The organism is Pseudomonas salomonii (genome assembly GCF_900107155.1).
Taxonomy (GTDB): Bacteria; Pseudomonadota; Gammaproteobacteria; order Pseudomonadales; family Pseudomonadaceae; genus Aquipseudomonas; species Aquipseudomonas salomonii.
Window position 1 is genome coordinate 267,412 of record NZ_FNOX01000007.1, and the last position, 24,951, is coordinate 292,362.

The following is a 24,951-nucleotide window of genomic DNA, read 5'->3' on the forward strand; positions in this document are numbered from 1 at the left end:
ACCTATCCCGAATCTGTTTACAGGAGCCCGTCATGCCGCTTGCCCAACTGATCAGCCCCCAGCAATTGGCCGAACGCCAGAAGGCCGCAGGGCTGGTGATCCTGGATTGTCGTTTTGCCCTTGAAGACCCGGACTACGGGCTGTGCAGCTATGCCGAAGGGCATATCGAAGGCGCGCAATATGCCGACCTGGAGCGCCACCTCAGTGGGCCGGTGACCAAAGGCGTGACCGGCCGCCACCCGTTGCCGGCGGCGGACACTTTGGTTGCGCAACTGCGGGCCTGGGGCATCCATGCCAACACCGACATCGTCCTGTACGACGACGGCCCCGGCGCCTATGCCGCCCGCGCCTGGTGGTTGCTGGCCTGGCTGGGTAAGCGCGACGGGGTGTTTATCCTGGACGGTGGCCTCAAGGCCTGGCACGCCGCCGGTTTCCCGTTGAGCCTCGATGCGCCGGTGGTTGAGCCGGGAACGTTTGCCGGTAAGCCGGACAACCGCCTGCTGCTGGATGCCGAGCATTTGCAAAAACGCTTGGGCGAGCCGGGCCTGACCTTGATCGACGCCCGCGGCCAGGCGCGTTTTCGCGGCGAAGTGGAGCCGATTGACCCGATTGCCGGGCACATTCCCGGTGCGCAATGTGCGGCGTTCAACGAAAACCTGGGCAGTGACGGCCGTTTCCTGCCGGCCGATCAGCTTAAACAGCGCTTCGCCGCGCAGTTGCAGGGCCGCTCACCGGATGAACTGGTGGCATATTGCGGTTCGGGCGTGACGGCGTGCCACAACTTGTTTGCCTTGAGTTTGGCCGGTTACCCGTTGGGCAAGTTGTATGCGGGGTCGTGGAGTGAGTGGATTACCGATCCAGAGCGGGAAATTGCAACCGGCGACTGATTTATCAGCCATGTGACCCCAATCAAACTGTGGGAGCTGGCTTGCCTGCGATAGCGGTGTGTCAGCCAATAGTTATCTGACTGACACTCCCTCATCGCAGGCAAGCCAGCTCCCACAGTTTTAACCGTGTTGTGTCAGTAACCATTGCGGAATACGGCGCTCCAGGTAGTAACTGGGGCGCTTGAGCGTGCCATCCACAAACCCCACATGCCCACCCTTGGCCAACAACTCAAACTCGGTGCAATCCGACAGTTCACTGGCCTCGGGCAGGCTATGAGCAAACACGAACGGGTCATCGGCGGCCTGGATAATCAGCGTTGGCGTGCGGATTTCGCCCAGGTAGTAACGGCTCGAGGCGCGACGGTAATAGTCCTCGGCGCTGAGGAACCCGTGCAACGGCGCGGTCACCCGGCCGTCGAAGTCCCAGAACGTACGCATTTTTTCCAATGAGCCCAGGGCTTCCAGGGTTTTCAGCCCTTCGGCCCTGCCATCCTCTACAAAGCGGCTTTGCTTGACGCGGATATACGCCAACATCTCGCGCATGAAATGCTTCTGATAAACCCGCGAAAAGCCCAGCCCGATGCGATCGGCGCACTGGTCCAGTCGAAACGGCACCGACACTGCCGCTGCGCCTTGCAGACCGGATGCCTCGCCGGTTTCGCCCAGGTGCTTGAGCAGCACATTACCGCCCAACGAATAACCCACCGCGTACAGCGGCGCCAAGGGGCGCTTGGCCCGCAGATGGGCAATCGCCGCCGCCAGGTCTTCACTGGCACCGGAGTGATAGCTGCGGGCCAACAGGTTTGGCTCGCCCGAGCACCCACGCCAATTCAAGGCGGCGCTGGCCCAGCCTTGGGCGGCGAGGGCTTTTTGCAGCCCGGCCACGTAGGGCGAGTTGGACGAGCCGGTCAGCCCGTGCAGCACCAGCACCAACGGCGCTTGCGCGTCATGTGGGCCGTGCCAGTCGAGGTCGAGAAAGTCGCCGTCATCCAGCCACAGGCGTTCGCGTTGGCGTTCGATGTGGGTAGTGGGGCGCCACAGCGGACCCCACAAGGTCTGCAAGTGAGGGTTGCCGAGGCCGAAGGCGGGTTTGAACAGTTCAGAAGACGGGATCATGAAACTCTCGGTAGCAAGCGAACTCACTGTGGCATGCGAGCTTGTTGTGGCAAGCCTGCTCACTACAACATTTACCTAAGGTTAAGCAGCGCTTTCAACCAACCGGTGCCACAACGCGTAATACACCCGACCGGACTTCTGCTCCCGGTGCAGGCGCCAGCTGCCCGGCAGGCCGAGGGTCGACGGCGCGGTCTCGCTTTCAGTGTAGATCCACGCGTCGGGTGCCAGCCACTGGCGTTCCTCCAGCAACGCACACACCGTCGGCAACAGGTTCTGGTTGAACGGCGGGTCGAGGAACACCACGTCGTATTCGCTGGCCGCCTGGGTTTCCAGGTAGCGCAGTGCATCGGCGGTCTGCACCTGGCCGGTGGTGCAGCGCAGTGTGCCCAAGTGTTCCTTGAGGCTGGATACCGCCACATTGCTGGCATCCAGCGCCTGGCCCTGGGCCGCGCCACGGGACAGCGCCTCCAGGAACAGCGCGCCACTGCCGGCGAACGGGTCCAGTACCTTGGCGCCGCCGATATACGGCGCGAGCCAGTTGAACAGGGTTTCACGCACGCGGTCCGGCGTTGGGCGCAGGCCCACGACGTCGGGGAAACTCAGCTTGCGGCTGCCCCATTCACCGCCAATGATGCGTAGTTGGCCCACACCGTTATGCACGTTGTGGACAGGTTTTTTCGGGCGAGATGAACTGGCCATTAATGCTCCGGAACCCCGAGCGGCTGCTCGGCGGGTTTATCAGTGGGGGGCGGTAGTGGCTTTTGCGCAATCGTCGGGCCGGCGGTCACGATGACCATCTTGTCGGCGCTCAAGTGTTTATTCATTGCAGCCTTGACCTGCTCTACGGTCAGGGCCTGGGATTGTTTCATGAAATCCTCAAGATAGCTCAGCGGCAGGTTATAGAAACCCATGGCGCCCAGTTGCCCGACGATATCGGCGTTGCTCGCCGTGGACAGCGGGAAGCTGCCGGCCAGCTCACGCTTGGCGTCGTCCAGTTCCTTTTGCGTGGGGCCGGTCTTGAGGTAATCGGCCAGCACGTCTTCAACCAGGCGCAGGGTGCCGCCGCTCATTTCGGCACGGGTCTGCAGGTTGATCATGAACGGGCCACGCACCTGCATCGGCGAGAAACCGGAGTAAACGCCGTAGGTCAGGCCGCGCTTCTCACGCACTTCGCTCATTAAGCGGGTGCCGAAACCGCCGCCGCCGAGGATCTGGTTGCCCAGGGACAAGGCGGCGTAGTCCGGGTCGGCGCGGTCGATGCCCAGTTGCGCGAACAGCAAATGGGTTTGCTTGGACGGGAACTCGATATGGCTCAGGCCAGCTTTCGGCTCGGTCGGCTGGGCGATCTTGGCCAGGGCCGGGCCTTTGGGCAGCGATGCGGAGACCTTGGCCGTCATGGCTTGCGCCTCGGCGCGAGTCAGATCGCCCACCACGGCGATCACTGCGTTGCCCGCCGCATAAGCCTTGGCGTGGAACGCCTGCAACTGCGCCAGGGTAATCGCCGGAACGCTCTCGGGCGTGCCTTCGCTTGGGTGCGCGTAAGGGTGGTCGCCGTACAAGCGCTTGAACAGCTCAAGACTGGCCAGCTTGCCGGGGTTCTGTTTCTGATATTCAAAACCGGCAAGAATCTGGTTCTTGATGCGCGCCAGGGAGTCGGCCGGGAAAGTCGGCTTGCCGATCACTTGGTCAAACAGCGCCAGGGCCGCGTCGCGCTTGTCGCTGTCGCTCAGGCTGCGCAGGGACACCAACGCCATGTCGCGAAAAGCGCCATTGCCGAAGTCGGCGCCCAGCCCTTCAAAGCCGCTGGCGATCTGGCTGACATCCTTGCCCGGTATGCCTTCGTTGAGCATGGCGTTGGTCAGCAGCGCCACGCCGGGCGTGTTGCCGTCCTGGCTGCTGCCGGCGGCGAACAGGATGCGCATGTCGAACATCGGCAGTTCGTGAGCTTCGACGAACAGCACCTTGGCGCCTTCGGCGGTGGTCCAGGTTTGCACGTCGAGCTTGCGGTTGGTCGGCGCCTTGCCGTCCAGTTCCGCCAAAGATTGCAATTTGTTGGCCGATTGCGCCTTGTCCAGGGCCTGGCTGGCCACCGATTCACTCGGGCGCAGGAAGTACACGGCGCTGGCGGCGATCAGGGTGACGACGACCAGGCCGGGGAAGATCAGGCGGCTGCTTTTGCGATTACTCATGAGCGGTCTCCTCGGGCAAAACATGGGCGACGCTCAAACGTTCGCGGGTGAAATAAGTCCGTGCGGCTTTCTGGATATCTTCCGGGGTCACGCTTTGCAGGTCGGCAAGCTCGGTGTCCATGAGTTTCCACGACAGGCCGACGGTTTCCAGCGAGCCGATGGCCGTGGCCTGGCTGGTGATGGAATCACGCTGGTAAACCACACCGGCAATCACTTGGGCGCGGATACGCTCCAGTTCTTCGGTGGTCGGCGGCTTGGCTTTCAGCTCGTCGAGCAAACGCCACAGGCCGGCTTCGGCCTGGGCAATGGTCTTTTTCTTCTGTTGGTTCGGCGTGGCGCTCAATGTGAACAGGCTGTCACCACGGGTATAGGCGTCGTAGCTGGTGGAGGCGCCGGAGACCAGCTCTTCACCGCGCTCCAGTTGCTCCGAGATACGTGCGCTGTAGCCGCCATCCAGCAGGGCCGAGAGCAGGCGCAAGGCTTGCACCGAGCGCTTGTCTTCGGCAGTCGCCAGGCCCGGCACGTTGAAGCCGAGGATCACGCTTGGCAGTTGGGTCTGCACGTGCAGGGTCAGCAAGCGCTCGCCAGGTTCGGCCAGCTCCAGCGGGATCTTGGCCGGTGGCACGTCACGCTTGGGGATTGGGCCGAAGTAGCGCTGGGCGAGTTTCTTGACCTCGTCCGGCGTTACGTCGCCGACCACCACCAGTGTGGCGTTGTTCGGCACATACCAGGACTGGTACCAGTGGCGCAGTTCTTCGACTTTCATGCGCTCAAGGTCAGCCATCCAGCCGATGGTCGGGGTGTGGTAGCCGCTGGCCGGGTAGGCCATCGCCTTGAAGCGTTCATAGGCCTTGGACATCGGGTTGTCGTCGGTACGCAGGCGGCGTTCTTCCTTGATTACCTCGATTTCGCGGCTGAACTCATCAGCCGGCAGGCGCAGGCTGGCCATGCGGTCGGCTTCCAGCTCGAAAGCCACGCCCAGGCGGTCACGCGCCAGTACCTGGTAGTACGCGGTGTAGTCATCGCTGGTGAAGGCGTTTTCTTCGGCGCCGAGGTCGCGCAGGATCAGCGAGGCTTCGCCGGGACCGACCTTGGCGCTGCCTTTGAACATCATGTGTTCCAGGGCGTGGGACAAACCGGTCTGGCCCGGGGTTTCGTAGCTCGAGCCGACCTTGTACCAGACCTGGGAAACCACCACAGGCGCGCGATGGTCTTCGCGCACGACCACTTTAAGGCCGTTATCGAGGGTGAATTCATGGGTGGGTTGTGGGTCGGCAGCCAAGGCTGAAAGAGGCAGACAAACTGTGCTGAGCAGCAGGCCTGCGGCGCGGCGGGCTAGAGCAATCATTCGTGTTTTAACCTGTTGGGCTACCCGCTTGGTCTTAGCGTCGGCGGGCGAGGAGGTGCTAGGATACTGATCCGATTCAGGGGCGGCCACTGCGGCGGTCATATGGTTCCGGATCGAGTCGTAGGAATGTAGGAGTTGGCGCTGGGTTTCCCCGACGATCTTCTACTTTTCGCCGATTTTGTCGCTTCAGTCCTTTATTGAAACGATTTGTTGAGGCCTTTATTTACGCCTTACAAAATGTTGCGCATGAACAAGCGAGCGTTAACGCAGTCTGTTCTGCATCGAATTTATTTACCGAGGCGCCCTGGCGCATCGCTACTTTGAGATAGCCGTCCTCCATGTTTGGTTCCAACGACGACAAGAAGAGCCCAGCTGCGGCTGGCGAGAAAAAAGGCCTGTTCGGATGGTTGCGCAAAAAGCCGCAGGAAACCGTCGTCGAACAGCCACAGGTTCAGCCTGAGCCGATTCCAGAACCGGTCATAGACGCTGAGCCGCCCGCGCCGGTGGTGCTGCCGATGGCCGAGCCGGTGTTGCAACCGGTGGTTGAGCCAGAGCCTGCGCCCGAGCACACGCCGTGGCTGGAACTGCCGGTGGCTGAAGAGCCTGTGGCACTGGTTGAAGATGTACAGGCCGAGCACGTCACGCCGCCGATTCCAGCGGTTGTTGAGCCGGTTGCAGTGGTCGTTGAAGCGCCTGCGCCCGTCACTGTTGAGCCTGCGCCTGCGCCTGCACCTGCACCTGTTGTGGTTGCCGCTCCCGCCATTATCGAGCCGCCGGTTGCCCCGGAGCCTGTTGTGGCTGCCGTTGAAACCAGCAAAACCGGGTTCTTCGCCCGCCTCAAGCAAGGCCTGAGCAAAACCAGCGCCAGCATCGGCGAAGGCATGGCCAGCCTGTTCCTGGGCAAGAAGGTCATCGATGACGAGCTGCTGGAAGACATCGAAACCCGTCTGCTCACCGCCGACGTGGGCGTTGAAGCCACTGCCGTGATCATCCAGAGCCTGACCCAGAAGGTTGCGCGCAAGCAGCTGACCGACGCCGATGCGCTCTACAAGTCCCTGCAGGCCGAACTGGCTGCGATGCTTAAACCTGTAGAAGCCCCGCTGGTGATCACGCCGAACAAGCCGTTCGTGATTCTGGTGGTCGGCGTCAACGGCGCCGGCAAAACCACCACCATCGGCAAACTGGCCAAGAAGCTGCAGTCCGAAGGCAAAAAAGTCATGCTCGCCGCCGGTGACACTTTCCGTGCCGCTGCCGTGGAGCAGCTGCAGGTCTGGGGTGAGCGCAACAAGATCCCGGTCATCGCCCAGCACACGGGCGCCGATTCCGCCTCGGTGATCTTCGATGCCGTGCAGGCTGCCAAGGCCCGTAACATCGACGTGTTGATCGCTGATACCGCCGGTCGTCTGCACACCAAAGACAACTTGATGGAAGAGCTGAAGAAAGTGCGCCGCGTGATCGGCAAGCTCGACGCTGACGCCCCGCACGAAGTGCTGCTGGTGCTCGACGCCGGTACCGGTCAGAACGCTATCAGCCAGGCCAAACAATTCAACCAGACGGTGCAACTGACCGGCCTGGCATTGACTAAGCTCGACGGCACGGCCAAGGGCGGCGTGATCTTCGCCCTGGCCAAACAGTTCGGGTTGCCGATTCGTTATATCGGTGTCGGTGAAGGTATCGACGACCTGCGCACCTTTGAAGCCGAACCCTTTGTACAGGCACTTTTCGCCGAGCGGGAGCGTTCATGATTCGATTCGAACAGGTCGGTAAACGCTACGCCAACGGGCATGTGGGCTTGCATGAGCTGAGCTTTCGAGTACGGCGTGGCGAGTTTCTGTTTGTAACCGGCCACTCGGGCGCCGGTAAAAGTACGCTGCTGCGCCTGTTGCTGGCGATGGAGCGCCCGACCACCGGCAAGCTGCTGCTGGCCGGCCAGGATCTGGCGACCATCAGCAATGCGCAGATCCCGTTCCTGCGCCGCCAGATCGGCGTAGTGTTCCAGAACCATCAGTTGCTGTTCGATCGCACGGTGTTCAACAACATTGCCTTGCCGTTGCAGATTCTCGGCCTGTCCAAGGCTGAAATCGTCAAACGCGTGGATTCGGCTCTGGAGCGCGTGGCGCTGTCGGACAAGACCGACCTGTATCCGGGCGACCTGTCCACCGGCCAGCAACAGCGCGTCGGCATCGCCCGCGCCATCGTCCACCGCCCGGCCTTGCTGCTGGCGGATGAGCCTACCGGTAACCTTGACCCGCGTCTGGCGGCTGAGATCATGGGCGTGTTCGAAGACATCAACCGCCTGGGCACCAGCGTGCTGATCGCCAGTCATGACCTGGCACTGATCGCCCGCATGCGCCACCGCATGCTGACCTTGCAACGCGGCCGCCTGATCGGCGACGGGGAGGCTGGCGTATGAGTGCGACTCGCAGCCCCAAGGTTTCCGAGCGTGTGGCGCCAAAAGCCGCCGACCCGCAACCGCCGAAGAAAAAACGCGACGACGATGATGGTCCGGATTTCGCCACGCTGCTGCGCGCCTGGATCGAAAGCCATCGCGCCAGCTTGGTCGACAGCCTGCGCCGCCTGGGCAAACAGCCGATCGGCAGCTTTTTCACCTGCCTGGTAATGGCCGTGGCACTGAGCCTGCCGATGGGTTTGTCGCTGCTGCTTAATAATGTGGAGCGCCTGGGCGGTTCCTGGCAGCGCGCGGCGCAGATTTCCCTGTACCTGGACCTCGACACCAGCGCCAAAGACGGCGAGAACCTGCGCGACGACATCAAAAACCTGCCGGGCGTGGCGGAGGCCGAATACATCAGCCGCGATCAGGCCCTTGAAGAGTTCCAGCAGCAATCGGGCCTGGGTGAGGCGCTTAAAGAGTTGCCGCAGAACCCGCTGCCGGGCGTGGTGCTGGTGACGCCGAACGAAGTCGACAAGCCGGCGCTTGAGGCCCTGCGACAAAAACTCGCAGAGATGCCCAAGGTGCAACAGGCACAACTTGATCTAGTCTGGGTGGAGCGCCTGGCCGCGATTCTCAAGCTGGGCGACCGCTTCGTGTTCGGTCTGACGGTATTGTTGGTGTCTGCATTACTTTTGGTGATAGGTAATACCATTCGTCTTCATATTGAAAACCGCCGCACCGAGATAGAAGTGATTAAACTGGTCGGCGGCACAGACAGCTATGTGCGTAGGCCTTTTCTGTACATGGGCGCGCTTTATGGCTTTGGTGCCGGGATTTTGTCCTGGGGCGTGCTGGCTTTTGGCTTGAACTGGCTGAACGACGCAGTAGTCGGGCTGGCCGGCTTGTATGGCAGCGATTTTGCCCTGGCCGGTGTGCCGGTCGCCGACGGTCTGAGTCTCTTGCTTGGCGCCGTCTTGTTGGGGTATATCGGTGCCTGGATTGCGGTCGCTCGTCATTTACGTGAGCTGGCACCGAAGTAGTTAATGTCAGATTAATGTGGTTTCGTTTGTATTGACCGTATTGGTGGTTTAGGGAACTTGTCCTACGGTTCCCGGTCAATTTTCGCAGTGCTGAACTGCACGAGTTATGTGAGTCGGAGGTTTTTTCGTATGACCACTTCTTTGCAACCTGCTTATGCTCTGGTCCCAGGTGCGAACCTGGAGGCCTATGTGCACACGGTCAACAGCATTCCATTGCTGACGCCCGAGCAGGAGCGTGAACTGGCCGAGAGTCTCTACTATGAGCAGGATTTGGGGGCGGCTCGGCAGATGGTGCTCGCCCACCTGCGTTTTGTCGTACATATCGCCCGTAGCTATAGCGGCTACGGCCTGGCCCAGGCTGACCTGATTCAGGAAGGCAACGTCGGCCTGATGAAGGCTGTAAAGCGCTTCAACCCTGAGATGGGCGTGCGTTTGGTGTCGTTTGCCGTGCACTGGATCAAGGCGGAAATCCACGAGTTCATCCTGCGCAACTGGCGCATCGTGAAAGTCGCGACCACCAAGGCTCAGCGCAAGCTGTTCTTTAACCTGCGCAGCCAGAAAAAACGCCTGGCGTGGCTGAACAACGAGGAAGTCCACCGCGTGGCCGAAAGCCTCGGCGTGGAACCGCGTGAAGTGCGCGAGATGGAAAGTCGCCTGACCGGCCATGACATGGCCTTCGACCCGGCCGCTGAAGCGGACGACGACAGCGCCTTCCAATCGCCGGCCAACTACCTGGAAGACCACCGGTACGACCCGGCGCGTCAACTGGAAGACGCCGACTGGAGCGACAACTCCAACCAGAACCTGCACGAAGCGCTGGAAGTGCTGGACGACCGCAGCCGTGACATCCTCTATCAGCGCTGGTTGGCTGAAGACAAAGCCACGCTGCACGACCTGGCACAGAAGTACAACGTGTCGGCCGAGCGGATTCGTCAGCTTGAGAAAAGCGCGATGAACAAGCTGAAGTTGTCGATCGCCGCTTAAAACGCGGGTATCGAAAACAGCACGATCGAATGTGGGAGCGGGCTTGCTCGCGAAAGCGGAGTGTCAGTCACTGTAGATATTGACTGAACCACCGCATTCGCGAGCAAGCCCGCTCCCACATTTGTTTGTGTGTTGTGTCAGTCAGCCCACGGGGCTTTGCGGGAGTTGTTCAACTCCGCCAAGTAACCATCCCCGCCCAGCTGGCTCATCTGCTGCCGAATCCACGCTGCCCGTCGTGCCACATACGCCGTCGGATGGCTGGCACTCCACACCCGTGGATTAGGCAAAACCGCCGCCAGATAGCTGGCCTGCTGACGGGACAACGCCTTGGCACTCACGCCAAAGTGATGCCGCGCGGCTGCCTCTGCGCCAAACACGCCTTCATCCCACTCCACGCTATTGAGGTACACCTCAAGAATCCGCTGCTTGGGCCACAGCACCTCGGTCAGTGCGGTAAACCAGGCTTCCAGGCCTTTGCGCAGATAACTGCGGCCGGTCCACAAAAACAGGTTCTTCGACACTTGCTGGCTCAAGGTACTGGCGCCGCGAATCGAACCGCCGCGCTCGTTATGCGCCAGCGCCGCCTGGATCGCGCCAAAGTCAAAACCCCAGTGCTGCGGGAAACGCTGGTCTTCACCGGCCATTACCGCCACTTTCAGCTCGTCGGATATCTCATCCCACGGCACCCAGGTGCGCTGCACATCGATCGGTTCGCCGTCGACCCAGGATTCGATCTTGCGTTCCACCATCAACGCAGTGAACGGCGGCGGCACCACACGAAACAGCAGCACCAGCAGCACACTGCCGATGGCAAACCATTTAATGACATTAAGAAAGCGCTTGAAGAGGAGACGCAGCATAGAGATGGCTTGGCCGAACCCGTTGAGCGGGCCATTATACAGACCCTGCCCCTCGAGTCTGACTGGAGTTCCTCATGCTGCGTAGCTTTCTGATGCTGGCTGCCTTTTTCGGCTTTACCGGCGTCGCCCTGGGCGCCTTTGCCGCCCACGGCCTGAAAAACCGCTTGAGCGCCGAGTACCTGGCGATCTTCCATACGGGCGTCACCTACCAGTTGGTGCACGCCCTGGCGCTGTTCGGCGTGGCGCTGCTGGCCGCGCATATTCCTGGCCGACTGGTCAGTTGGGCGGGCATCTCCTTTACCGTCGGCATCCTGCTGTTCTCGGGCAGTCTGTATGCGCTGACTCTCACGGGCATCAGCAAGCTGGGCATCATCACGCCGTTTGGGGGGCTGGCCTTCCTGCTCGGCTGGTTCTTCCTCGGTTTGACTGCGTGGCGTCTACAGGTCGCCTGACCAAGGGGCTTGGGTCAGCCGCGCTGATCGGGCTAGAATGCTGGCCCCTAAAAACGATGGCGGCCCGTGGCATGCGCATTCAGTTGAACGGCGAACCCTTTGAACTGCCCGACGGTGAAACCGTTGCGGCCCTGCTGACCCGTCTGGACCTCACCGGACGCCGTGTCGCAGTAGAGCTCAATCTGGATATCGTCCCGCGTAGCCTGCATGCCGAAACCGCGCTCACCGAAGGTGATCAGGTCGAAGTGGTCCACGCCATCGGCGGCGGCTAGCCGCCCGGCGCTCAAGGACGCCAACCCGCATTCTGCAGAACCTCACCCCAACTCGAGGATTTCCCATGAGCATCGTTCGTAGCGACAAGCCTTTCGTCCTGGCCGGTCGTACCTACCAGTCCCGCCTGCTGGTCGGCACCGGCAAGTACCGCGACATGGAAGAAACGCGCCTGGCCATCGAAGCCTCGGGTGCCGAGATCGTGACGTTTGCCGTGCGCCGCACCAATCTCGGCCAGATCGAGGGCGAGCCGAACCTGCTCGAAGTATTGTCGCCGGATCGCTACACCTTCCTGCCGAACACTGCCGGTTGCTACGACGCCATCGAAGCCGTGCGCACCTGCCGCCTGGCCCGTGAGCTGCTCGACGGCCACAACCTGGTAAAACTGGAAGTGCTGGCCGACCAGAAAACCCTGTTTCCCAACGTGATCGAAACCCTCAAGGCCGCCGAAACCCTGGTCAAGGAAGGCTTCGACGTGATGGTCTACACCAGTGATGACCCGATCATCGCGCGCCAATTGGCCGAAATCGGCTGCATCGCCGTGATGCCGCTGGCCGGCCTGATCGGTTCCGGCCTGGGGATCTGCAACCCGTACAACCTGCAAATCATCCTCGAAGAAGCCAGGATTCCGGTACTGGTGGATGCGGGCGTGGGCACTGCCTCCGACGCCACCATCGCCATGGAGCTGGGTTGCGACGCGGTGCTGATGAACTCGGCCATCGCCCATGCCCAGCAGCCGGTCATGATGGCCCAAGCCATGCAACACGCAATCGTCGCGGGCCGCCTGGCGTACCTCGCCGGTCGCATGCCGAAAAAACTGTACGCCAGCGCCTCCTCGCCGCTGGATGGTCTGATCAAGTAAGAGCCATTGATGACTGAATCAAACGAAACGCCGAACCCCGTGGAAGAAGGCGACGAGTCCAAGCACCGCCGCATCAAGAGTTTTGTGATGCGCGCCGGCCGCATGACCGAAGGCCAGCAAAAGGGCCTGGAGCAAGGTACGCCGCTGTTCGTGTTGCCATTGGCCGACGCGCCGGTGGACTACGACCAGGTGTTCGGCCGCTCGGCGCCGCGTTCCCTGGAAATCGGTTTCGGCATGGGTCACTCCCTGCTGGAAATGGCCGCGGCCGCGCCGGACCAGGACTTCATCGGTGTGGAAGTGCACCGCCCAGGTGTCGGCGCGCTGCTTAACGGCGTGCTGACCCAAGGCCTGACCAACCTGCGCGTCTACGACTGCGATGCGATCGAAGTGCTCAACCGCTGCATCGCTGACAACAGCCTCGATCGCCTGATGCTGTTCTTCCCGGACCCTTGGCACAAATCCCGTCACCACAAACGCCGTATCGTTCAGGCTTCCTTCGCGGAGCTGGTGCGCAGCAAGCTCAAGGTGGGCGGCATCCTGCACATGGCCACCGACTGGGAGCCTTACGCGGAATACATGCTGGAAGTGATGGACGTAGCGCCTGGCTACCGCAACCTGGCCGAAGACGGCAAATGCGTGCCACGCCCGGCCGAGCGCCCGATCACCAAGTTCGAACGCCGTGGCGAGCGTCTGGGGCATGGGGTTTGGGATTTGAAGTTCGAGAAGGTCGACTGACAAGCTAATAGTCGGCTTGGAATGCAATCAACTGTGGGAGCTGGCTTGCCTGCGATAGCATCACCTCAGTATCACAGATACACCGAGGTGCCAGCATCGCAGGCAAGCCAGCTCCCACAGTTGTTTTGCAGCGCGCTTTAAATCAGCGGCGGTCGGCTACTACGCCAATCAACACCAGCACCACCACCAGCACCGGCGCCAGGCTGTAGTTATTAAACTGGCTCAGCCCCCGAACAATCCACGGCGTGGCATACAGCAAGGCCGCGCCGCTGCCGATCATGCATACCAGCGCCATCAAGGGTACGCGCAAGGCCCCGGCGAGGCTGCCTAGGCGGCCTTCGATCCAGCCTTTGATATCCGCGCCAAACAACACCAGCAGGCAGCCGACAAGGGCCAGGGAGATTTCCGACAGGTTGCTACGGCTCCAGCGGGACACGGTGGCGAGCAGGTCGAGTACCAAATCCATGTGATTTCCTTAGAGCGATCAGCTCAAAAACTTCTGCAACAGGTCATTGAGAAACAGTTGCCCACGGTCGGTGGCCGCCAGGCGTGACGGTTCGACCTGCATTAAGCCACTTTGTTCTGCCTCCCGGCGGCCTTCGTCGAGGCTGGCCAGGTCGAGGCCGGTGCGTTCGGCGTACAGCTTGGATTCAACGCCTTCGGTGAGGCGCAAAGCGTTCATCAGGAACTCGAACGGCAGCTCTTCATTGGTCAGTTCTTTCGCCCCGGCCTGAAAGCTTTTGGCCGGGTTGAGGTAGTCCTTGGGTGCTCGGGTCTTCCAGGTGCGGATGATGCGCCCGTCCGGGTGGCTGAGCTTGCCGTGGGCACCGGCGCCGATGCCGATAAAGTCGCCGAAGCTCCAGTAGTTCAGGTTGTGTCGCGCCGGGCGGCCCGATTGGGCATAGGCCGAGACTTCATATTGCGCGTAACCGTGTTCGGCCAGCAGCGCCTGGCCGGCTTCCTGAATGTCCCACAGCGTGTCGTCTTCCGGCAGCGCGGGCGGCTGGTTCCAGAACACGGTGTTGGGTTCCAGCGTCAGCTGATACCACGACAAGTGCGTGGGCTTCAGCGCGATGGCTTGGCGCAAGTCGCTCAGGGCATCGTCCAGCGACTGATCGGGCAAGCCGTGCATCAGGTCCAGGTTGAAGTTATCGAACCCGGCCTGGCGGGCCATACCAGCGGCGCGCACAGCCTCATCGCCATTATGGATGCGGCCCAACGCCTCAAGCTTTTGCTGCTGGAAGCTCTGGATGCCAATGGACAGGCGATTGATCCCCAGCTTGCGGTACGCCACGAACTTCTCTTGTTCGAAGGTGCCGGGGTTGGCTTCCAGGGTGATTTCGATGTCGCCTGCAAACGCAATACGGGTTTGCACGCCCTTGAGCAGGCGGCCCAGTGCGGCGGCGCTGAACAGGCTCGGCGTACCGCCACCGAAGAAGATCGAACTCAGTTCGCGGCCGTAAACCGCGTGCAGGTCTTGATCAAGGTCGGCCAGCAGTGCGTCCACATACTCTTCTTCCGGCAGCACTTTGCTCGCGGTGTGGGAGTTGAAGTCGCAATACGGGCATTTGCGCACACACCATGGAATGTGGATGTACAGCGCCAGAGGCGGCAGCACCGGCAGAGCCGCCCGCGGTGTTTGCGCGCCGCCGTGGATCAGCGGCTGCGCAGAGGTGTTCTGGGTCATTTCAGGCTCAGGCGTTGGCGCAGCAAATCCATTGCGCGGGCGCGGTGGCTGATCTGATTCTTGTCGGCCGGGCTCAACTCGGCGCTGGAGACATTGCGCTCCGGTACCCAGAACAGCGGGTCATAGCCAAAGCCATGCTCGCCACTGGCCGCATGCAGAATGCGCCCGTGCCACAGGCCTTCGCACAGAATCGGCAACGGGTCATCAGCGTGGCGAACCAGCGCCAGCACGCAGACGAACTGTGCACCGCGCTCGGCGTCCGGCACGTCCTTGAGGGCGTCCAGCAATTTGGCGTTGTTGGCCGCATCACCCTTGCCGTCGGCATACCGCGCCGAATAGATGCCCGGCGCGCCGCCGAGGAAATCCACGGCCAGGCCCGAGTCATCCGCCAGCGCCGGCAGGCCGGAGATGCGTGCGGCATTGCGGGCCTTGAGGATGGCGTTTTCGACAAACGACAGGCCGGTTTCTTCCGGCTCGACCTGGCTGAACTCGCCGATCGAGCGCAGTTGCACGGAGTCGCCGAGCATGGCCTGGAGTTCTTTGAGTTTGCCGGCATTATGGCTGGCCAGTACGAGTTGGGTGAGGTTCATCATTCGGCCGGGAAAAGTTCTTGGACAAAACTGAAACCGTGGGCCTTGCCGCCAGTTTCAACGTTGATAGTGAAGGTCTTGAATTCCTGTTGCGGCACTGAGTAAGGGGCCAGGTAATTGGTCACGCCTTTCTCGGTGATTTGCTTGAACGTCAGCACTTCGCTCTTGCCGCTCAAGTCCTTGATGGTGCCGGTCACTTGCGCCACCACAGGCGTCACACCTTTAAACACCGACACATTGATCAACCCTTTGTTCTTGCTGCGTACAACGCCCACCGCTTGAGCGGTTTCGGGCTGCAGGAAGCTGGAGGTAAAGGTGTTGTAACGAACGGTGATATCACCAAATTCCTTGGTGCGATTAGGGTCGATAACATCGGCGGCCATAGCGTTGGCGCCCAGCAATGCAGTCAATAAAAAAACAGCCAAACGACTCATGATCGTGCCTCTTGATAATGATTAGACGGCAATCTTGTGGTCGGTCAGGCCAGGGCTGCTGACCCGGTAAATACCAATTTCGCCCAACAGGTTGGGCCATAGTTTACTCGCCCAGCCGTGGCGGTGCTGTTGATCGACGGCAAGGCGGTTGATCACCTTGGCTTCACGCTCGCCACACAAGGCTTCAAAGTCTTCAAAGGTGCAGAAGTGGATGTTCGGCGTGTTGTACCAGGTGTACGGCAGGAAGTCCGAGACTGGCATCCGGCCCTTGGTGGCCAGGTACCAGCGGCAGCGCCAGTGCCCAAAGTTGGGGAAAGTGATGATGCACTGGCGGCCCACGCGCAGCATCTCGTCGAGGATGCGGTCCGGGTAGTGCACCGCCTGCAGCGCTTGGGTCATCACCACGATATCGAAACTGTTGCTGGCAAAGTTGCCCAGGCCCTTGTCCAGGTCCTGCTCGATCACGTTGATGCCCTTGGCCACGCACTGGGCGATATTGTCCGGGTCGTTTTCCAGGCCATAACCGGTGACTTGCTTGTTGTCACGCAGCCAGCTCAGCAGTTCGCCATCGCCGCAGCCCAGGTCGAGCACGCGGCTGCCGGCGGGGATCCAGTCTTGGATGATTTCCAGGTCGGCTCTCATGGCGTTCTCACAGTGCTATTCGGTTCATGTAGTTACTGAAGGCCTGCAGGTAGCGCGGGATCGGAATCAGGAAGGCGTCATGGCCTTGCGGAGCATCGATCTCCAGGTAGCAGACGTCTTTGCGTGCGGCCATCAAGGCGTCCACCAGCTCACGGGAGCGCGCTGGCGAGAAGCGCCAGTCGGTGGTGAACGACATCACGCAGAACTTGGCCGTGGCGTGCTCGAAGGTTTTCGCCAGGTCGTCGTCGTGGTTGGCGGCCGGGTCGAAGTAGTCCAGCGCCTTGGTCATCAGCAGGTAAGTGTTGGCGTCGAAACGCCCCGAGAACTCCTCGCCCTGATAACGCAGGTAGCTTTCGACCTGGAACTCGACACTGTGGAAGTCGTAGTTGAGCTTTTCGCTCTTGAGCCCGCGGCCGAATTTTTCGCCCATGGAGTCATCGGACAGGTAGGTGATATGCCCGACCATCCGCGCCAGCATCAAGCCGCGTTTGGGGATCACACCGGCTTCCTGGAACGAACCGCCGTGGAACTCGGGGTCGGTGAGGATGGCCTGGCGTGCCACTTCGTTGAAGGCAATGTTCTGCGCCGACAGTTTTGGTGCCGAGGCGATGGCCAGGCAATGGCGCACGCGATCCGGGTAGGAGATGGTCCATTGCAGCGCCTGCATGCCGCCCAGGCTGCCGCCGATCACGGCGGCCCATTGCTTGATGCCCAGCAGGTCGGCAAGACGCGCCTGGCTGTGCACCCAGTCTTCCACGGTCAGCACCGGGAAGTCGGCGCCGAACGGTTTGCCGGTTTCCGGGTTGAGGCTGCTGGGGCCGGTAGAACCGTTGCAGCCGCCGAGGTTGTTCAGGCTGACCACAAAGAATTTGTTGGTGTCGATGGGCTTACCGGGGCCGATGCAGCTGTCCCACCAGCCGGGCTTGCGCTCGTCGGCACTGTGAAAGCCAGCGGCGTGATGATGGCCGGATAAGGCGTGGCAAATCAGCACGGCGTTGCTCGCCGTGGCGTTCAACTGGCCGTAGGTTTCATAGATTAGGTCATAGGCCGGTAGCGAACGGCCGCAGGCCAGGGCCAGCGGTTCGCTGAAGTGCGCCACTTGGGGCACGACCAGTCCAACAGAATCGGGGGGGAAGGCAGCTGGCATCGACCCTGCTCTCGTTTAAATGAGGCGTAAGTCTAAAGAGCGGTGACCCCAGCGGCAAGCAAACCCTGAGCCAGACGATCGTTCCCACGCTCCGCGTGGGAATGCAGCCGGTGACGCTCCGCGTCGCACCCTGCATGAGGGGGCGCAGAGCGTCCCAAGAGGCATTCCCACGCAGAGCGTGGGAACGATCATGCGGTCAGATCAGGCCGAACAGCTCTTTAGGCATGAACGCGTAGTACGCCAGGCGCGGAATCACCCAGCTTTGCAGCAGCTGGATCGCGATAAACGCGAAGATCGGCGAAATATCCAGGCCGCCCAGGTTCGGGATCAGGCGACGGAACGGCGCCAGCACCGGCTCGGTGATCTGGGCCACCAACTCAGCACCCGGGCTGCGGCTGCCGGGTGCGACCCACGACAGAATCACGCTGATGATCATCGACCAGAAGATGATCTTCAAAAACAGCGAGAAGATCCCGATCAAACCCCATGGCAACAGCAGCACGGTGAACGCCTGGTAGCCGTTGAGCATCAGGATCACCACAAACAACAGGATTTGCAGCAACAGCGCCAGCACCAGCGAGGACATGTCCAGGCCGAACATGCTCGGCACTACCCGGCGCAGCGGCTTGAGCAGCGGCTGGGTGGCCTTGACCACGAACTGGCACAGCGGGTTGTAGAAGTTCGCCCGCACCAGTTGCAGGATAAAACGCATCAGCACGATCAGCAGATACAGGCTGCCCAGGGTCTGGATGATGAAAATGGCAGCGTCATTGATTCCGAGCATGTTTGATTACCTTGGTAAGGGATGACTATTTGCCCAGCTGCTCAGCCATCTCGGCTGAACGGTGTGCCGCAGCACCCAGTGCTTTTTCCACCAGGGCTTCAAAGCCCCCGGCCTGAAACGATTCGATTGCAGCTTGAGTAGTGCCACCTGGCGAGGTCACGCGACGGCGCAACTCGGCGGCGTCCACAGCGCTTTCTACCGCCATGTTCGCGGCGCCCAAGGCGGTTTGCTCGGCCAGTTGCTCAGCCACGTCGTGTGGCAGGCCCAGTTTCACGCCGGCGGCGGTCATCGCTTCGATCAGCAGGAAGAAATAGGCCGGGCCGCTGCCGGAGACGGCGGTGACCGCGTCCAGTTGCTGCTCCTGTTCCAACCACACGGCAATGCCCACGGCGGACAGCAGCGTTTGAGCCTGGTCGCGCTGTTCGGCGCTCACTTCGGCGGTGGCGTACAAGCCGCTCACGCCCTGGCGCAGCAGTGCCGGCGTATTGGGCATGCAACGCACGATCGGCTGGGCGCCAAGCCAGTTGTTCATGCTGGCGCAGGTGATACCGGCAGCGATCGACACCACCAGTTGGTGCGGTCGCAGGCTCGGGCGCAGGCTTTCGCACACGGCCTTCATGGCTTGCGGTTTTACCGCCAGCACGATCACGTCGACGCCCTGGATGGCCTCGGCGTTATCGGCAAAGGTCTCGATACCGTGCTCGGCGCTGACGCGGGCGCGGGTTTCGGCGCCGGGGTCGCTGGCGCGGATCTGCGTGGTTTCCAGGCCCTTGGCCCGCAGGCCGCCGATCAGGCTGGCCGCCATGTTCCCGGCGCCGATAAAGGCAATACGCGTGTTGCTCATGACAGGTCCTTACTTAGATGGATGTCAGCCATTTCACGGCTGGCCGTAGTCGCGGGCGCCAAACAGGGCGGTACCGATCCGCACCCAGGTGGCGCCTTGGGCGATAGCCGATTCAAGGTCGTGGCTCATGCCCATGGAAAGTGTGTCCAGCGGCAGGTTCAGGCTGGCTTGCAGATCGCTGACCGCTGCAAAGGCTGCATCTTGTGCCGCGCGATCTTCAGTCGGCTCGGGGATCGCCATCAAGCCACGCAGCTTCAAACGTGGCAGGGCGCTGATTGCAGCGGCCAGGGCCGGCAGGTCGGCGGGTGTACAGCCGGACTTGCTGGCTTCGCCACTCACGTTGACCTGAATGCAGATGTTCAGTGGCGGCAGGTCGGCCGGGCGTTGTTCGGACAGGCGTTGAGCAATTTTCAAGCGGTCCACGGAATGTACCCAAGCGAAGTTTTCGGCGATCGCACGCGTCTTGTTCGATTGAATGGGGCCGATGAAGTGCCAACTCAAGGGCAGGTCGGTTAATTCGGCCTGTTTGCCCAGGGCTTCCTGCAGGTAGTTCTCGCCAAAGTCGCGCAGGCCGGCGGCATAGGCTTCGCGTACGGCCTGGGCAGGTTTGGTTTTGCTCACGGCCAGCAGGTGGATGCTGCTTTCGTCACGTTGCACGGCGTGGGCCGCGGCGCGGACGCGCTGGCTAACCTGGCCGATGTTGTCTGCTATCGTCGACATTCAAGATGCACCCGTGGATATGGAGTCCGCGGCATTCTACTGGAAATGGAAAGCCCTATGGATATCACTGAACTGCTGACGGCCAGCGTGCGCCGTGGCGCCTCCGACCTGCATTTGTCGGCTGGCCTGGCGCCGATGCTGCGTGTCGATGGCGAAATCTGGCCATTGGAGGGCCCGGTACTTTCGCCTACGCAAGTTGCGGACCTATTAAGCCCTTTGCTCAATCAGCACCAACAAAAGGATTTCGAAACATCTCTTGAAACGGATTTTGCCTTCACGCTGCCGGGCCTGGCGCGGTTCCGCGCGAATGTGTTCCGCCAGGATCGCGGCATGGGCGCGGTGTTTCGCACCATCCCCAGCGAAGTGCAAAGCCTGGAAGACCTCGGATTAGGCGAGGTCTTGCGCCGTATCGCGCAGCTGCCGCGCGGCCTGGTGCTGGTAACCGGCGCGACCGGCTCCGGCAAGTCGACGACGCTGGCGGCGATGATCGACCACCTCAACCAGCACCGACGCCAGCACATCCTCACGCTGGAAGATCCGATCGAATTTATCCACAGGCCGAAAATGGCCCTGATCAACCAGCGCCAGGTGCACCGCGACACCCATAGTTTTTCGGCGGCGCTGCGGTCGGCCCTGCGTGAAGACCCGGATGTGATTCTGGTGGGCGAGCTGCGTGACCTCGAAACCATCCGCCTGGCGCTGACGGCCGCAGAGACCGGGCATTTGGTATTGGGCACGCTGCACACCTCTTCAGCGGCAAAGAGCGTGGACCGACTGGTGGACGTGTTCCCGGCGGGGGAAAAAGCCATGGTGCGCGCCATGTTGTCGGAGTCGTTGCAGGCGGTGGTGTCCCAGGTGCTGGTCAAAAAGCTCGGCGGCGGCCGGGTGGCGGCGCACGAGATCATGCTGGGCACGCCAGCCATCCGTAACCTGATCCGCGAGGACAAGGTGGCGCAGATGGTCTCGGCGATTCAAACCGGTGGGGCGTTGGGGATGAAAACCCTGGATATGAGCTTGAAGGCGTTGGTCAGCGAAGGGCTGATCAGCCGGGAGGATGCGCGGGGGCTGGCGCGGGTGCCTGGGGATATATAGGTCTGAAGATCGACGCAAAATAAATGTGGGAGCGGGCTTGCTCGCGAATGCTGAGTGTCAGTCAATATCTTAGGTGACTGAACCACCGCATTCGCGAGCAAGCCCGCTCCCACATTTTGTATCGCGTTATAGCTCTAATCAGCGCTGAACAACCCGCAGGTTATTCTGCTCTTTAGGCAGAACACGCTTGGCAATCACGTAGTTCTTGTCCCAGAACGGCTTTTTCAGCGTGTCGATGCTCACCGACTTGCCACGGCGCGGTGCGTGGATAAAGCGGTCGTTGCCCAGGTAGATGGCAACGTGGTTGACCTGGCGGCTCTTCAGTTTGAAGAACAACAGGTCGCCCGGTTTCAAATCCTTGCGGTCAACCTTCAAGCCGTGGCCGGCAGCCATGGCATTGGAGGTGCGGGGCAAATCCACCGCTTTTACGTCATTAAACGCATATTTCACCAAACCGCTGCAGTCGAACCCTTTACTTGGGCTGCTGCCGCCCCAACGATAAGGAGTACCGAGCACGTTAACGGCGCGGCTGAGGACATTGCTGCTTTGCTTGGTGTTGACGGCCAGTTGGGTGTGGATCGCTTTACCGTGGGCCTTGCTCACTTGAGTCGGGCGGTTGACGGTCAGCTTTACCGACTTGGCAGTGCTGGGTGTGCTGTGAACTTTAGGGGTGAAACCGTTAACGTTAGGAAGACGTTGCTCACGATTGGTGGCGTGGGCGGCCAGTGGCATTAATAGGCAGATGGTTAGCCATGTCTTGAAAAATGGTCGCATTAGGCGTGGCTCTTTTAGGTTTGCGCGCAACTTTATAACAGCTTTTTGTGTCGTTCTCAGGCCGTTTGTCGACTGAACTCTGGGGTCAAACTCTGGAAAAACGCGACGAATTGCCGCAATTGTCCTACAGAGGTCAGGTGGCATAAGGCTTTGCGGGAGGGAAGATACCATTTGCCGTGCGTCGGGCGCCCGTAAAAAAGTCACAAAGAAAATGAAAAAATTTATCTATCGAGGCAAAAGAGGTACTCCATGAACACCTATCGACAGGTTGTTACGCAGCAAGACACCCACAGCAAGGTGATCGGTTACCTGCTTTGGATTTTCGGTTTTACCGGGGCGCATCGCTTCTATTACGGCAAGCCCGTGACCGGGACGATCTGGTTTTTCACCTTCGGCCTGTTCGGTATTGGTTGGCTGATCGACCTGTTCCTGATCCCGGCCATGGACCGTGAAGCGGACCTGCGTTTTACCGCCGGGCCGATCGAATACAACGTGGCCTGGATTCTGTTGGCGTTCCTGGGTGTATTCGGTTTGCACCGCATGTACCAGGGCAAATGGATCACCGGCCTGATCTACCTGCTGACCGGCGGTTTGTTCCTGATCGGGGTGCTGTATGACTTCTGGACGTTGAATACGCAGATTTCGATCCGCAATGCCGAGCGCAATAGCGGGCGCTAAGTCTCTCAATCCTATTAGAGAGCCCAATGCGGGAGCGGGCTTGCTCGCGAAAACGGTGGATCAGTCAGCATATTTGCCAGCTGATACACCGTATTCGCGAGCAAGCCCGCTCCCACATTTACTGCGGCCACTCCAGACTGGAGTCAGGCCTGATAGGTAATCCGCCCATCCACCAAGGTGTAGCGCACCGTCGCCGGCAGGCTATGGCCGATGAACGGGCAGTTCTCGCCCTTGGACAGCCAGTGTTCCCCGGCAACCGTGGAGCTGGCAGGGTCAAACACCACCAGATCCGCCGGCGAACCCACCGCCAACTTGCCCGCCGGCAGGCGTAACGCCTCGGCAGGGCCAGCGCTCAGGCGAGCGAGCAGCGTCGGCAAGTCCAGCAAACCGTCTTCCACCAGGGTCATCGCCAGTGGTAACAACAGCTCTACGCTGCTGATGCCTGGCTCTGTCGCGCCAAACGGTGCCAGCTTGGCATCCCGTTCGTGGGGCTGGTGATGGCTGGAAATCGCCGAAACCACACCCGACTTCACCGCCGCCCGCAAACCCTCACGGTCGGCCAGGGTGCGCAGCGGTGGCTGCACGTGATACAGGCTGGAGAAGTCGATCAGCGCCTCATCGGTCAAAATCAGCTGATACAGCGCCACATCCGCCGTCACCGGCAGGCCGCGCGCCTGGGCCTGGGCGATCAACGCCACACCACGTGCGCTCGTGAGTTGGCTGAAGTGCGCGCGTACACCGCTTTGCTCCACCAACAACAGGTCACGGGCCAGGGCCACGGTCTCGGCAGTCTCCGGAATGCCCGGCAAACCAAGGAAGCTGGCCACGGCGCCTTCATGGGCCAGGCCGCCTTCGGCCAGGTCGCGGTCCTGAGAGTGGAAGATCACGGTCAGATCGAACGTAGCCGCATATTCCAGGGCACGGCACAGCGTGCGGGTGCTGCGAAAACTCTCCAGGCCGTTGCCGAAGGCCACGCAACCGGCATCGCGCAGGGCGATCAGCTCGGCAAGTTGTTCGCCTTCCAGGCCTTTGCTCAGGGCGCCGATGGGGAACACTTTGCAATTACCGGCTTCACGGGCGCGGTCGAGGATCAGCTCGGTCACCGCCGAAGTGTCCAGGATCGGCTTGGTGTGCGGCGGGCAGCACAGGCTGGTGACGCCACCGGCTGCGGCGGCGCGGGTTTCACTGGCGATGCTGCCTTTGCGGCTGTAACCCGGCTCGCGCAAAGCGACGTTCAGGTCCACCAGGCCAGGCGCGGCTACCAAACCTTTGGCGTCGATGCTCTGGCTGGCGCTGAAACCTGCGGGCGCGGCGCCAATGGCGATGAGCTTGCCGGCTTCCAGGTGAAGGTCGGTGACTTGATCCAGGCCACTGGCCGGATCGATAACGCGAGCGCCAAGAATGCTGAGCTTCACTGGGCGTTCTCCTGCTCGAATTGACGTTGCGCGGTTTGCCCGCTCATGGCCATGGACAGCACAGCCATGCGGATGGCGATGCCATAAGTCACCTGGTTGAGGATCACCGACTGCGGGCCATCGGCCACTGCCGATTCAATCTCCACGCCACGGTTGATCGGGCCTGGGTGCATCACGATGGCGTCCGGCTTGGCACCGGCCAAACGTGCGGTAGTCAGGCCGAACAGGCGGTAGAACTCGCCTTCGCTCGGCAGCAGGCCACCGGACATGCGCTCGCGCTGCAGGCGCAGCATGATCACCACGTCCACATCCTTGAGGCCTTCGGTCATGTCGGTGTAGACCTTCACGCCGTATTGCTCGATGCCGATCGGCAGCAGGGTTTTCGGCGCGATCACGCGGATATCCGGGCAACCCAGGGTTTTCAGGGCCAGCATGTTCGAACGCGCCACCCGCGAGTGCAGGATGTCGCCGACGATGGCCACCGAGAGGTTTTCAAAGCTGCCCTTGTGCCGACGAATGGTGAGCATGTCGAGCATGCCCTGGGTCGGGTGTGCGTGGCGGCCGTCGCCGCCGTTGATGATTGCCACCTGCGGGCACACATGCTCGGCGATAAAGTGTGCGGCGCCGGAGTCGCCGTGGCGTACCACGAACATGTCGGCGGCCATGGCTTCCAGGTTGCGCAGGGTGTCGAGCAGGGTTTCGCCCTTGCTCGCCGACGAGGTCGACACGTTCAGTGTGATCACGTCGGCCGACAGCCGCTGGGCCGCCAGTTCAAAGGTGGTGCGGGTGCGCGTGGAGTTCTCGAAGAACACATTGCAGATAGTTTTGCCGCGCAGCAGCGGGACTTTCTTCACCGCCCGGCCACCGACTTCGAGGAACGAGTCGGCGGTGTCGAGGATTTCGGTGAGCAGTTCGCGGGGCAAACCGTCGAGGGACAAGAAGTGTTGCAACTGGCCCTGAGCATTGAGCTGCAGCGGGCGCTTGGCATCTAGAGGCGTCATCGCGGGGA

General features: G+C 61.3%; 28 protein-coding genes. 11 read left to right on the forward strand and 17 right to left on the reverse strand.

Annotated features, from left to right (window positions below):
- The first annotated feature begins 32 nt into the window (after nt 1–32).
- Nucleotides 33–887: a sulfurtransferase gene (locus BLV67_RS17755; RefSeq protein ID WP_069787076.1), complete on the forward strand. Its 855-nt coding sequence runs from the start codon at nt 33–35 to the stop codon at nt 885–887.
- A gap of 120 nt (nt 888–1,007) precedes the next feature.
- On the opposite strand, the gene BLV67_RS17760 is transcribed toward BLV67_RS17755, so the two are convergent.
- From BLV67_RS17760 to BLV67_RS17775, 4 genes are all read right to left on the reverse strand, one after another.
- Nucleotides 1,008–2,003, reverse strand: a complete 996-nt coding sequence (locus tag BLV67_RS17760; RefSeq protein ID WP_065912229.1) for a hydrolase — start codon at nt 2,001–2,003, stop codon at nt 1,008–1,010.
- A gap of 81 nt (nt 2,004–2,084) precedes the next feature.
- Entirely contained in the window at nt 2,085–2,702 is a 618-nt protein-coding gene (gene rsmD / locus BLV67_RS17765) for a 16S rRNA (guanine(966)-N(2))-methyltransferase RsmD (protein WP_056857682.1), read from the reverse strand.
- Nucleotides 2,702–4,192: a M16 family metallopeptidase gene (locus BLV67_RS17770; protein WP_065912228.1), complete on the reverse strand. Its 1,491-nt coding sequence runs from the start codon at nt 4,190–4,192 to the stop codon at nt 2,702–2,704. The genes rsmD and BLV67_RS17770 overlap by 1 nt, the downstream gene beginning before the upstream one ends.
- Nucleotides 4,185–5,540: a M16 family metallopeptidase gene (locus BLV67_RS17775; RefSeq protein WP_065912227.1), complete on the reverse strand. Its 1,356-nt coding sequence runs from the start codon at nt 5,538–5,540 to the stop codon at nt 4,185–4,187. Before BLV67_RS17775 ends, BLV67_RS17770 begins: the two co-directional genes overlap by 8 nt.
- Nucleotides 5,541–5,878: 338 nt before the next feature.
- Between BLV67_RS17775 and ftsY the strand changes: the two genes are divergently transcribed.
- The 4 genes from ftsY (at nt 5,879) to rpoH (ending at nt 9,956) form a co-directional block, all read left to right on the forward strand.
- Nucleotides 5,879–7,285 (forward strand): signal recognition particle-docking protein FtsY, encoded by a 1,407-nt coding sequence (gene ftsY / locus BLV67_RS17780; RefSeq protein WP_069787075.1) that lies wholly within the window; start codon nt 5,879–5,881, stop codon nt 7,283–7,285.
- Nucleotides 7,282–7,953 carry a cell division ATP-binding protein FtsE gene (gene ftsE / locus BLV67_RS17785; protein ID WP_003213784.1) on the forward strand — a complete coding sequence of 224 codons (672 nt, stop codon included), beginning with the start codon at nt 7,282–7,284 and terminating at the stop codon, nt 7,951–7,953. Before ftsY ends, ftsE begins: the two co-directional genes overlap by 4 nt.
- Nucleotides 7,950–8,972, forward strand: coding sequence for a permease-like cell division protein FtsX (gene ftsX, locus BLV67_RS17790; RefSeq protein WP_065912225.1), 1,023 nt, complete (start codon nt 7,950–7,952; stop codon nt 8,970–8,972). Before ftsE ends, ftsX begins: the two co-directional genes overlap by 4 nt.
- Before the next feature lie 129 nt (nt 8,973–9,101).
- Entirely contained in the window at nt 9,102–9,956 is an 855-nt protein-coding gene (gene rpoH, locus BLV67_RS17795) for an RNA polymerase sigma factor RpoH (protein WP_065912223.1), read from the forward strand.
- A gap of 137 nt (nt 9,957–10,093) precedes the next feature.
- Here rpoH and mtgA read toward each other — a convergent pair whose 3' ends face one another.
- Nucleotides 10,094–10,816 (reverse strand): monofunctional biosynthetic peptidoglycan transglycosylase, encoded by a 723-nt coding sequence (mtgA, locus tag BLV67_RS17800; protein WP_065912221.1) that lies wholly within the window; start codon nt 10,814–10,816, stop codon nt 10,094–10,096.
- Between the two features lie 74 nt (nt 10,817–10,890).
- Between mtgA and BLV67_RS17805 the strand changes: the two genes are divergently transcribed.
- From BLV67_RS17805 to trmB, 4 genes are all read left to right on the forward strand, one after another.
- Nucleotides 10,891–11,268: a DUF423 domain-containing protein gene (locus BLV67_RS17805; protein WP_056857688.1), complete on the forward strand. Its 378-nt coding sequence runs from the start codon at nt 10,891–10,893 to the stop codon at nt 11,266–11,268.
- Nucleotides 11,269–11,339: 71 nt separating this feature from the next.
- On the forward strand, nt 11,340–11,540 hold the full coding sequence (gene thiS, locus BLV67_RS17810) for a sulfur carrier protein ThiS (protein ID WP_065912283.1): 201 nt from the start codon (nt 11,340–11,342) through the stop codon (nt 11,538–11,540).
- A gap of 65 nt (nt 11,541–11,605) precedes the next feature.
- On the forward strand, nt 11,606–12,400 hold the full coding sequence (locus BLV67_RS17815; RefSeq protein ID WP_017139461.1) for a thiazole synthase: 795 nt from the start codon (nt 11,606–11,608) through the stop codon (nt 12,398–12,400).
- A 9-nt stretch (nt 12,401–12,409) separates the two neighbouring features.
- Nucleotides 12,410–13,135, forward strand: a complete 726-nt coding sequence (trmB, locus tag BLV67_RS17820; protein WP_056857689.1) for a tRNA (guanosine(46)-N7)-methyltransferase TrmB — start codon at nt 12,410–12,412, stop codon at nt 13,133–13,135.
- Between the two features lie 142 nt (nt 13,136–13,277).
- On the opposite strand, the gene BLV67_RS17825 is transcribed toward trmB, so the two are convergent.
- The 9 genes from BLV67_RS17825 to BLV67_RS17865 form a co-directional block, all read right to left on the reverse strand.
- A complete protein-coding gene (locus BLV67_RS17825; protein ID WP_056857690.1) occupies nt 13,278–13,601 on the reverse strand; it encodes a DUF3392 domain-containing protein in 324 nt (107 codons plus the stop codon).
- Nucleotides 13,602–13,619: 18 nt separating this feature from the next.
- A complete protein-coding gene (gene hemW, locus BLV67_RS17830) occupies nt 13,620–14,822 on the reverse strand; it encodes a radical SAM family heme chaperone HemW (protein ID WP_069787074.1) in 1,203 nt (400 codons plus the stop codon).
- On the reverse strand, nt 14,819–15,415 hold the full coding sequence (gene rdgB, locus BLV67_RS17835; RefSeq protein ID WP_025859581.1) for an RdgB/HAM1 family non-canonical purine NTP pyrophosphatase: 597 nt from the start codon (nt 15,413–15,415) through the stop codon (nt 14,819–14,821). Before rdgB ends, hemW begins: the two co-directional genes overlap by 4 nt.
- Complete coding sequence (locus BLV67_RS17840; RefSeq protein WP_056857692.1) at nt 15,412–15,846, reverse strand: DUF4426 domain-containing protein; 435 nt, start codon at nt 15,844–15,846, stop codon at nt 15,412–15,414. Before BLV67_RS17840 ends, rdgB begins: the two co-directional genes overlap by 4 nt.
- Before the next feature lie 21 nt (nt 15,847–15,867).
- The gene (gene metW, locus BLV67_RS17845) at nt 15,868–16,488 is read right to left on the reverse strand and encodes a methionine biosynthesis protein MetW (protein ID WP_016972957.1); all 621 of its coding nucleotides are present in this window, start codon (nt 16,486–16,488) and stop codon (nt 15,868–15,870) included.
- Nucleotides 16,489–16,495: 7 nt separating this feature from the next.
- On the reverse strand, nt 16,496–17,635 hold the full coding sequence (gene metX / locus BLV67_RS17850) for a homoserine O-succinyltransferase MetX (RefSeq protein ID WP_069787073.1): 1,140 nt from the start codon (nt 17,633–17,635) through the stop codon (nt 16,496–16,498).
- Between the two features lie 196 nt (nt 17,636–17,831).
- Nucleotides 17,832–18,419: a YggT family protein gene (locus BLV67_RS17855; RefSeq protein ID WP_017139454.1), complete on the reverse strand. Its 588-nt coding sequence runs from the start codon at nt 18,417–18,419 to the stop codon at nt 17,832–17,834.
- Nucleotides 18,420–18,444: 25 nt separating this feature from the next.
- Nucleotides 18,445–19,263: a pyrroline-5-carboxylate reductase gene (gene proC / locus BLV67_RS17860; protein ID WP_069787072.1), complete on the reverse strand. Its 819-nt coding sequence runs from the start codon at nt 19,261–19,263 to the stop codon at nt 18,445–18,447.
- A gap of 33 nt (nt 19,264–19,296) precedes the next feature.
- The gene (locus BLV67_RS17865; RefSeq protein WP_065912213.1) at nt 19,297–19,983 is read right to left on the reverse strand and encodes a YggS family pyridoxal phosphate-dependent enzyme; all 687 of its coding nucleotides are present in this window, start codon (nt 19,981–19,983) and stop codon (nt 19,297–19,299) included.
- Nucleotides 19,984–20,040: 57 nt separating this feature from the next.
- Here BLV67_RS17865 and BLV67_RS17870 point away from each other — a divergent pair, with 57 nt between their 5' ends.
- Entirely contained in the window at nt 20,041–21,075 is a 1,035-nt protein-coding gene (locus tag BLV67_RS17870) for a type IV pilus twitching motility protein PilT (RefSeq protein ID WP_069787071.1), read from the forward strand.
- A 138-nt stretch (nt 21,076–21,213) separates the two neighbouring features.
- On the opposite strand, the gene BLV67_RS17875 is transcribed toward BLV67_RS17870, so the two are convergent.
- Complete coding sequence (locus tag BLV67_RS17875) at nt 21,214–21,849, reverse strand: C40 family peptidase (protein ID WP_017139450.1); 636 nt, start codon at nt 21,847–21,849, stop codon at nt 21,214–21,216.
- A 249-nt stretch (nt 21,850–22,098) separates the two neighbouring features.
- Between BLV67_RS17875 and BLV67_RS17880 the strand changes: the two genes are divergently transcribed.
- Entirely contained in the window at nt 22,099–22,527 is a 429-nt protein-coding gene (locus BLV67_RS17880; RefSeq protein WP_065912210.1) for an NINE protein, read from the forward strand.
- 143 nt (nt 22,528–22,670) lie between these two features.
- Here BLV67_RS17880 and BLV67_RS17885 read toward each other — a convergent pair whose 3' ends face one another.
- A complete protein-coding gene (locus BLV67_RS17885) occupies nt 22,671–23,942 on the reverse strand; it encodes a dihydroorotase (RefSeq protein ID WP_069787070.1) in 1,272 nt (423 codons plus the stop codon).
- Nucleotides 23,939–24,943 (reverse strand): aspartate carbamoyltransferase catalytic subunit, encoded by a 1,005-nt coding sequence (locus tag BLV67_RS17890; protein WP_056857699.1) that lies wholly within the window; start codon nt 24,941–24,943, stop codon nt 23,939–23,941. The genes BLV67_RS17885 and BLV67_RS17890 overlap by 4 nt, the downstream gene beginning before the upstream one ends.
- Nucleotides 24,944–24,951: the final 8 nt, after the last annotated feature.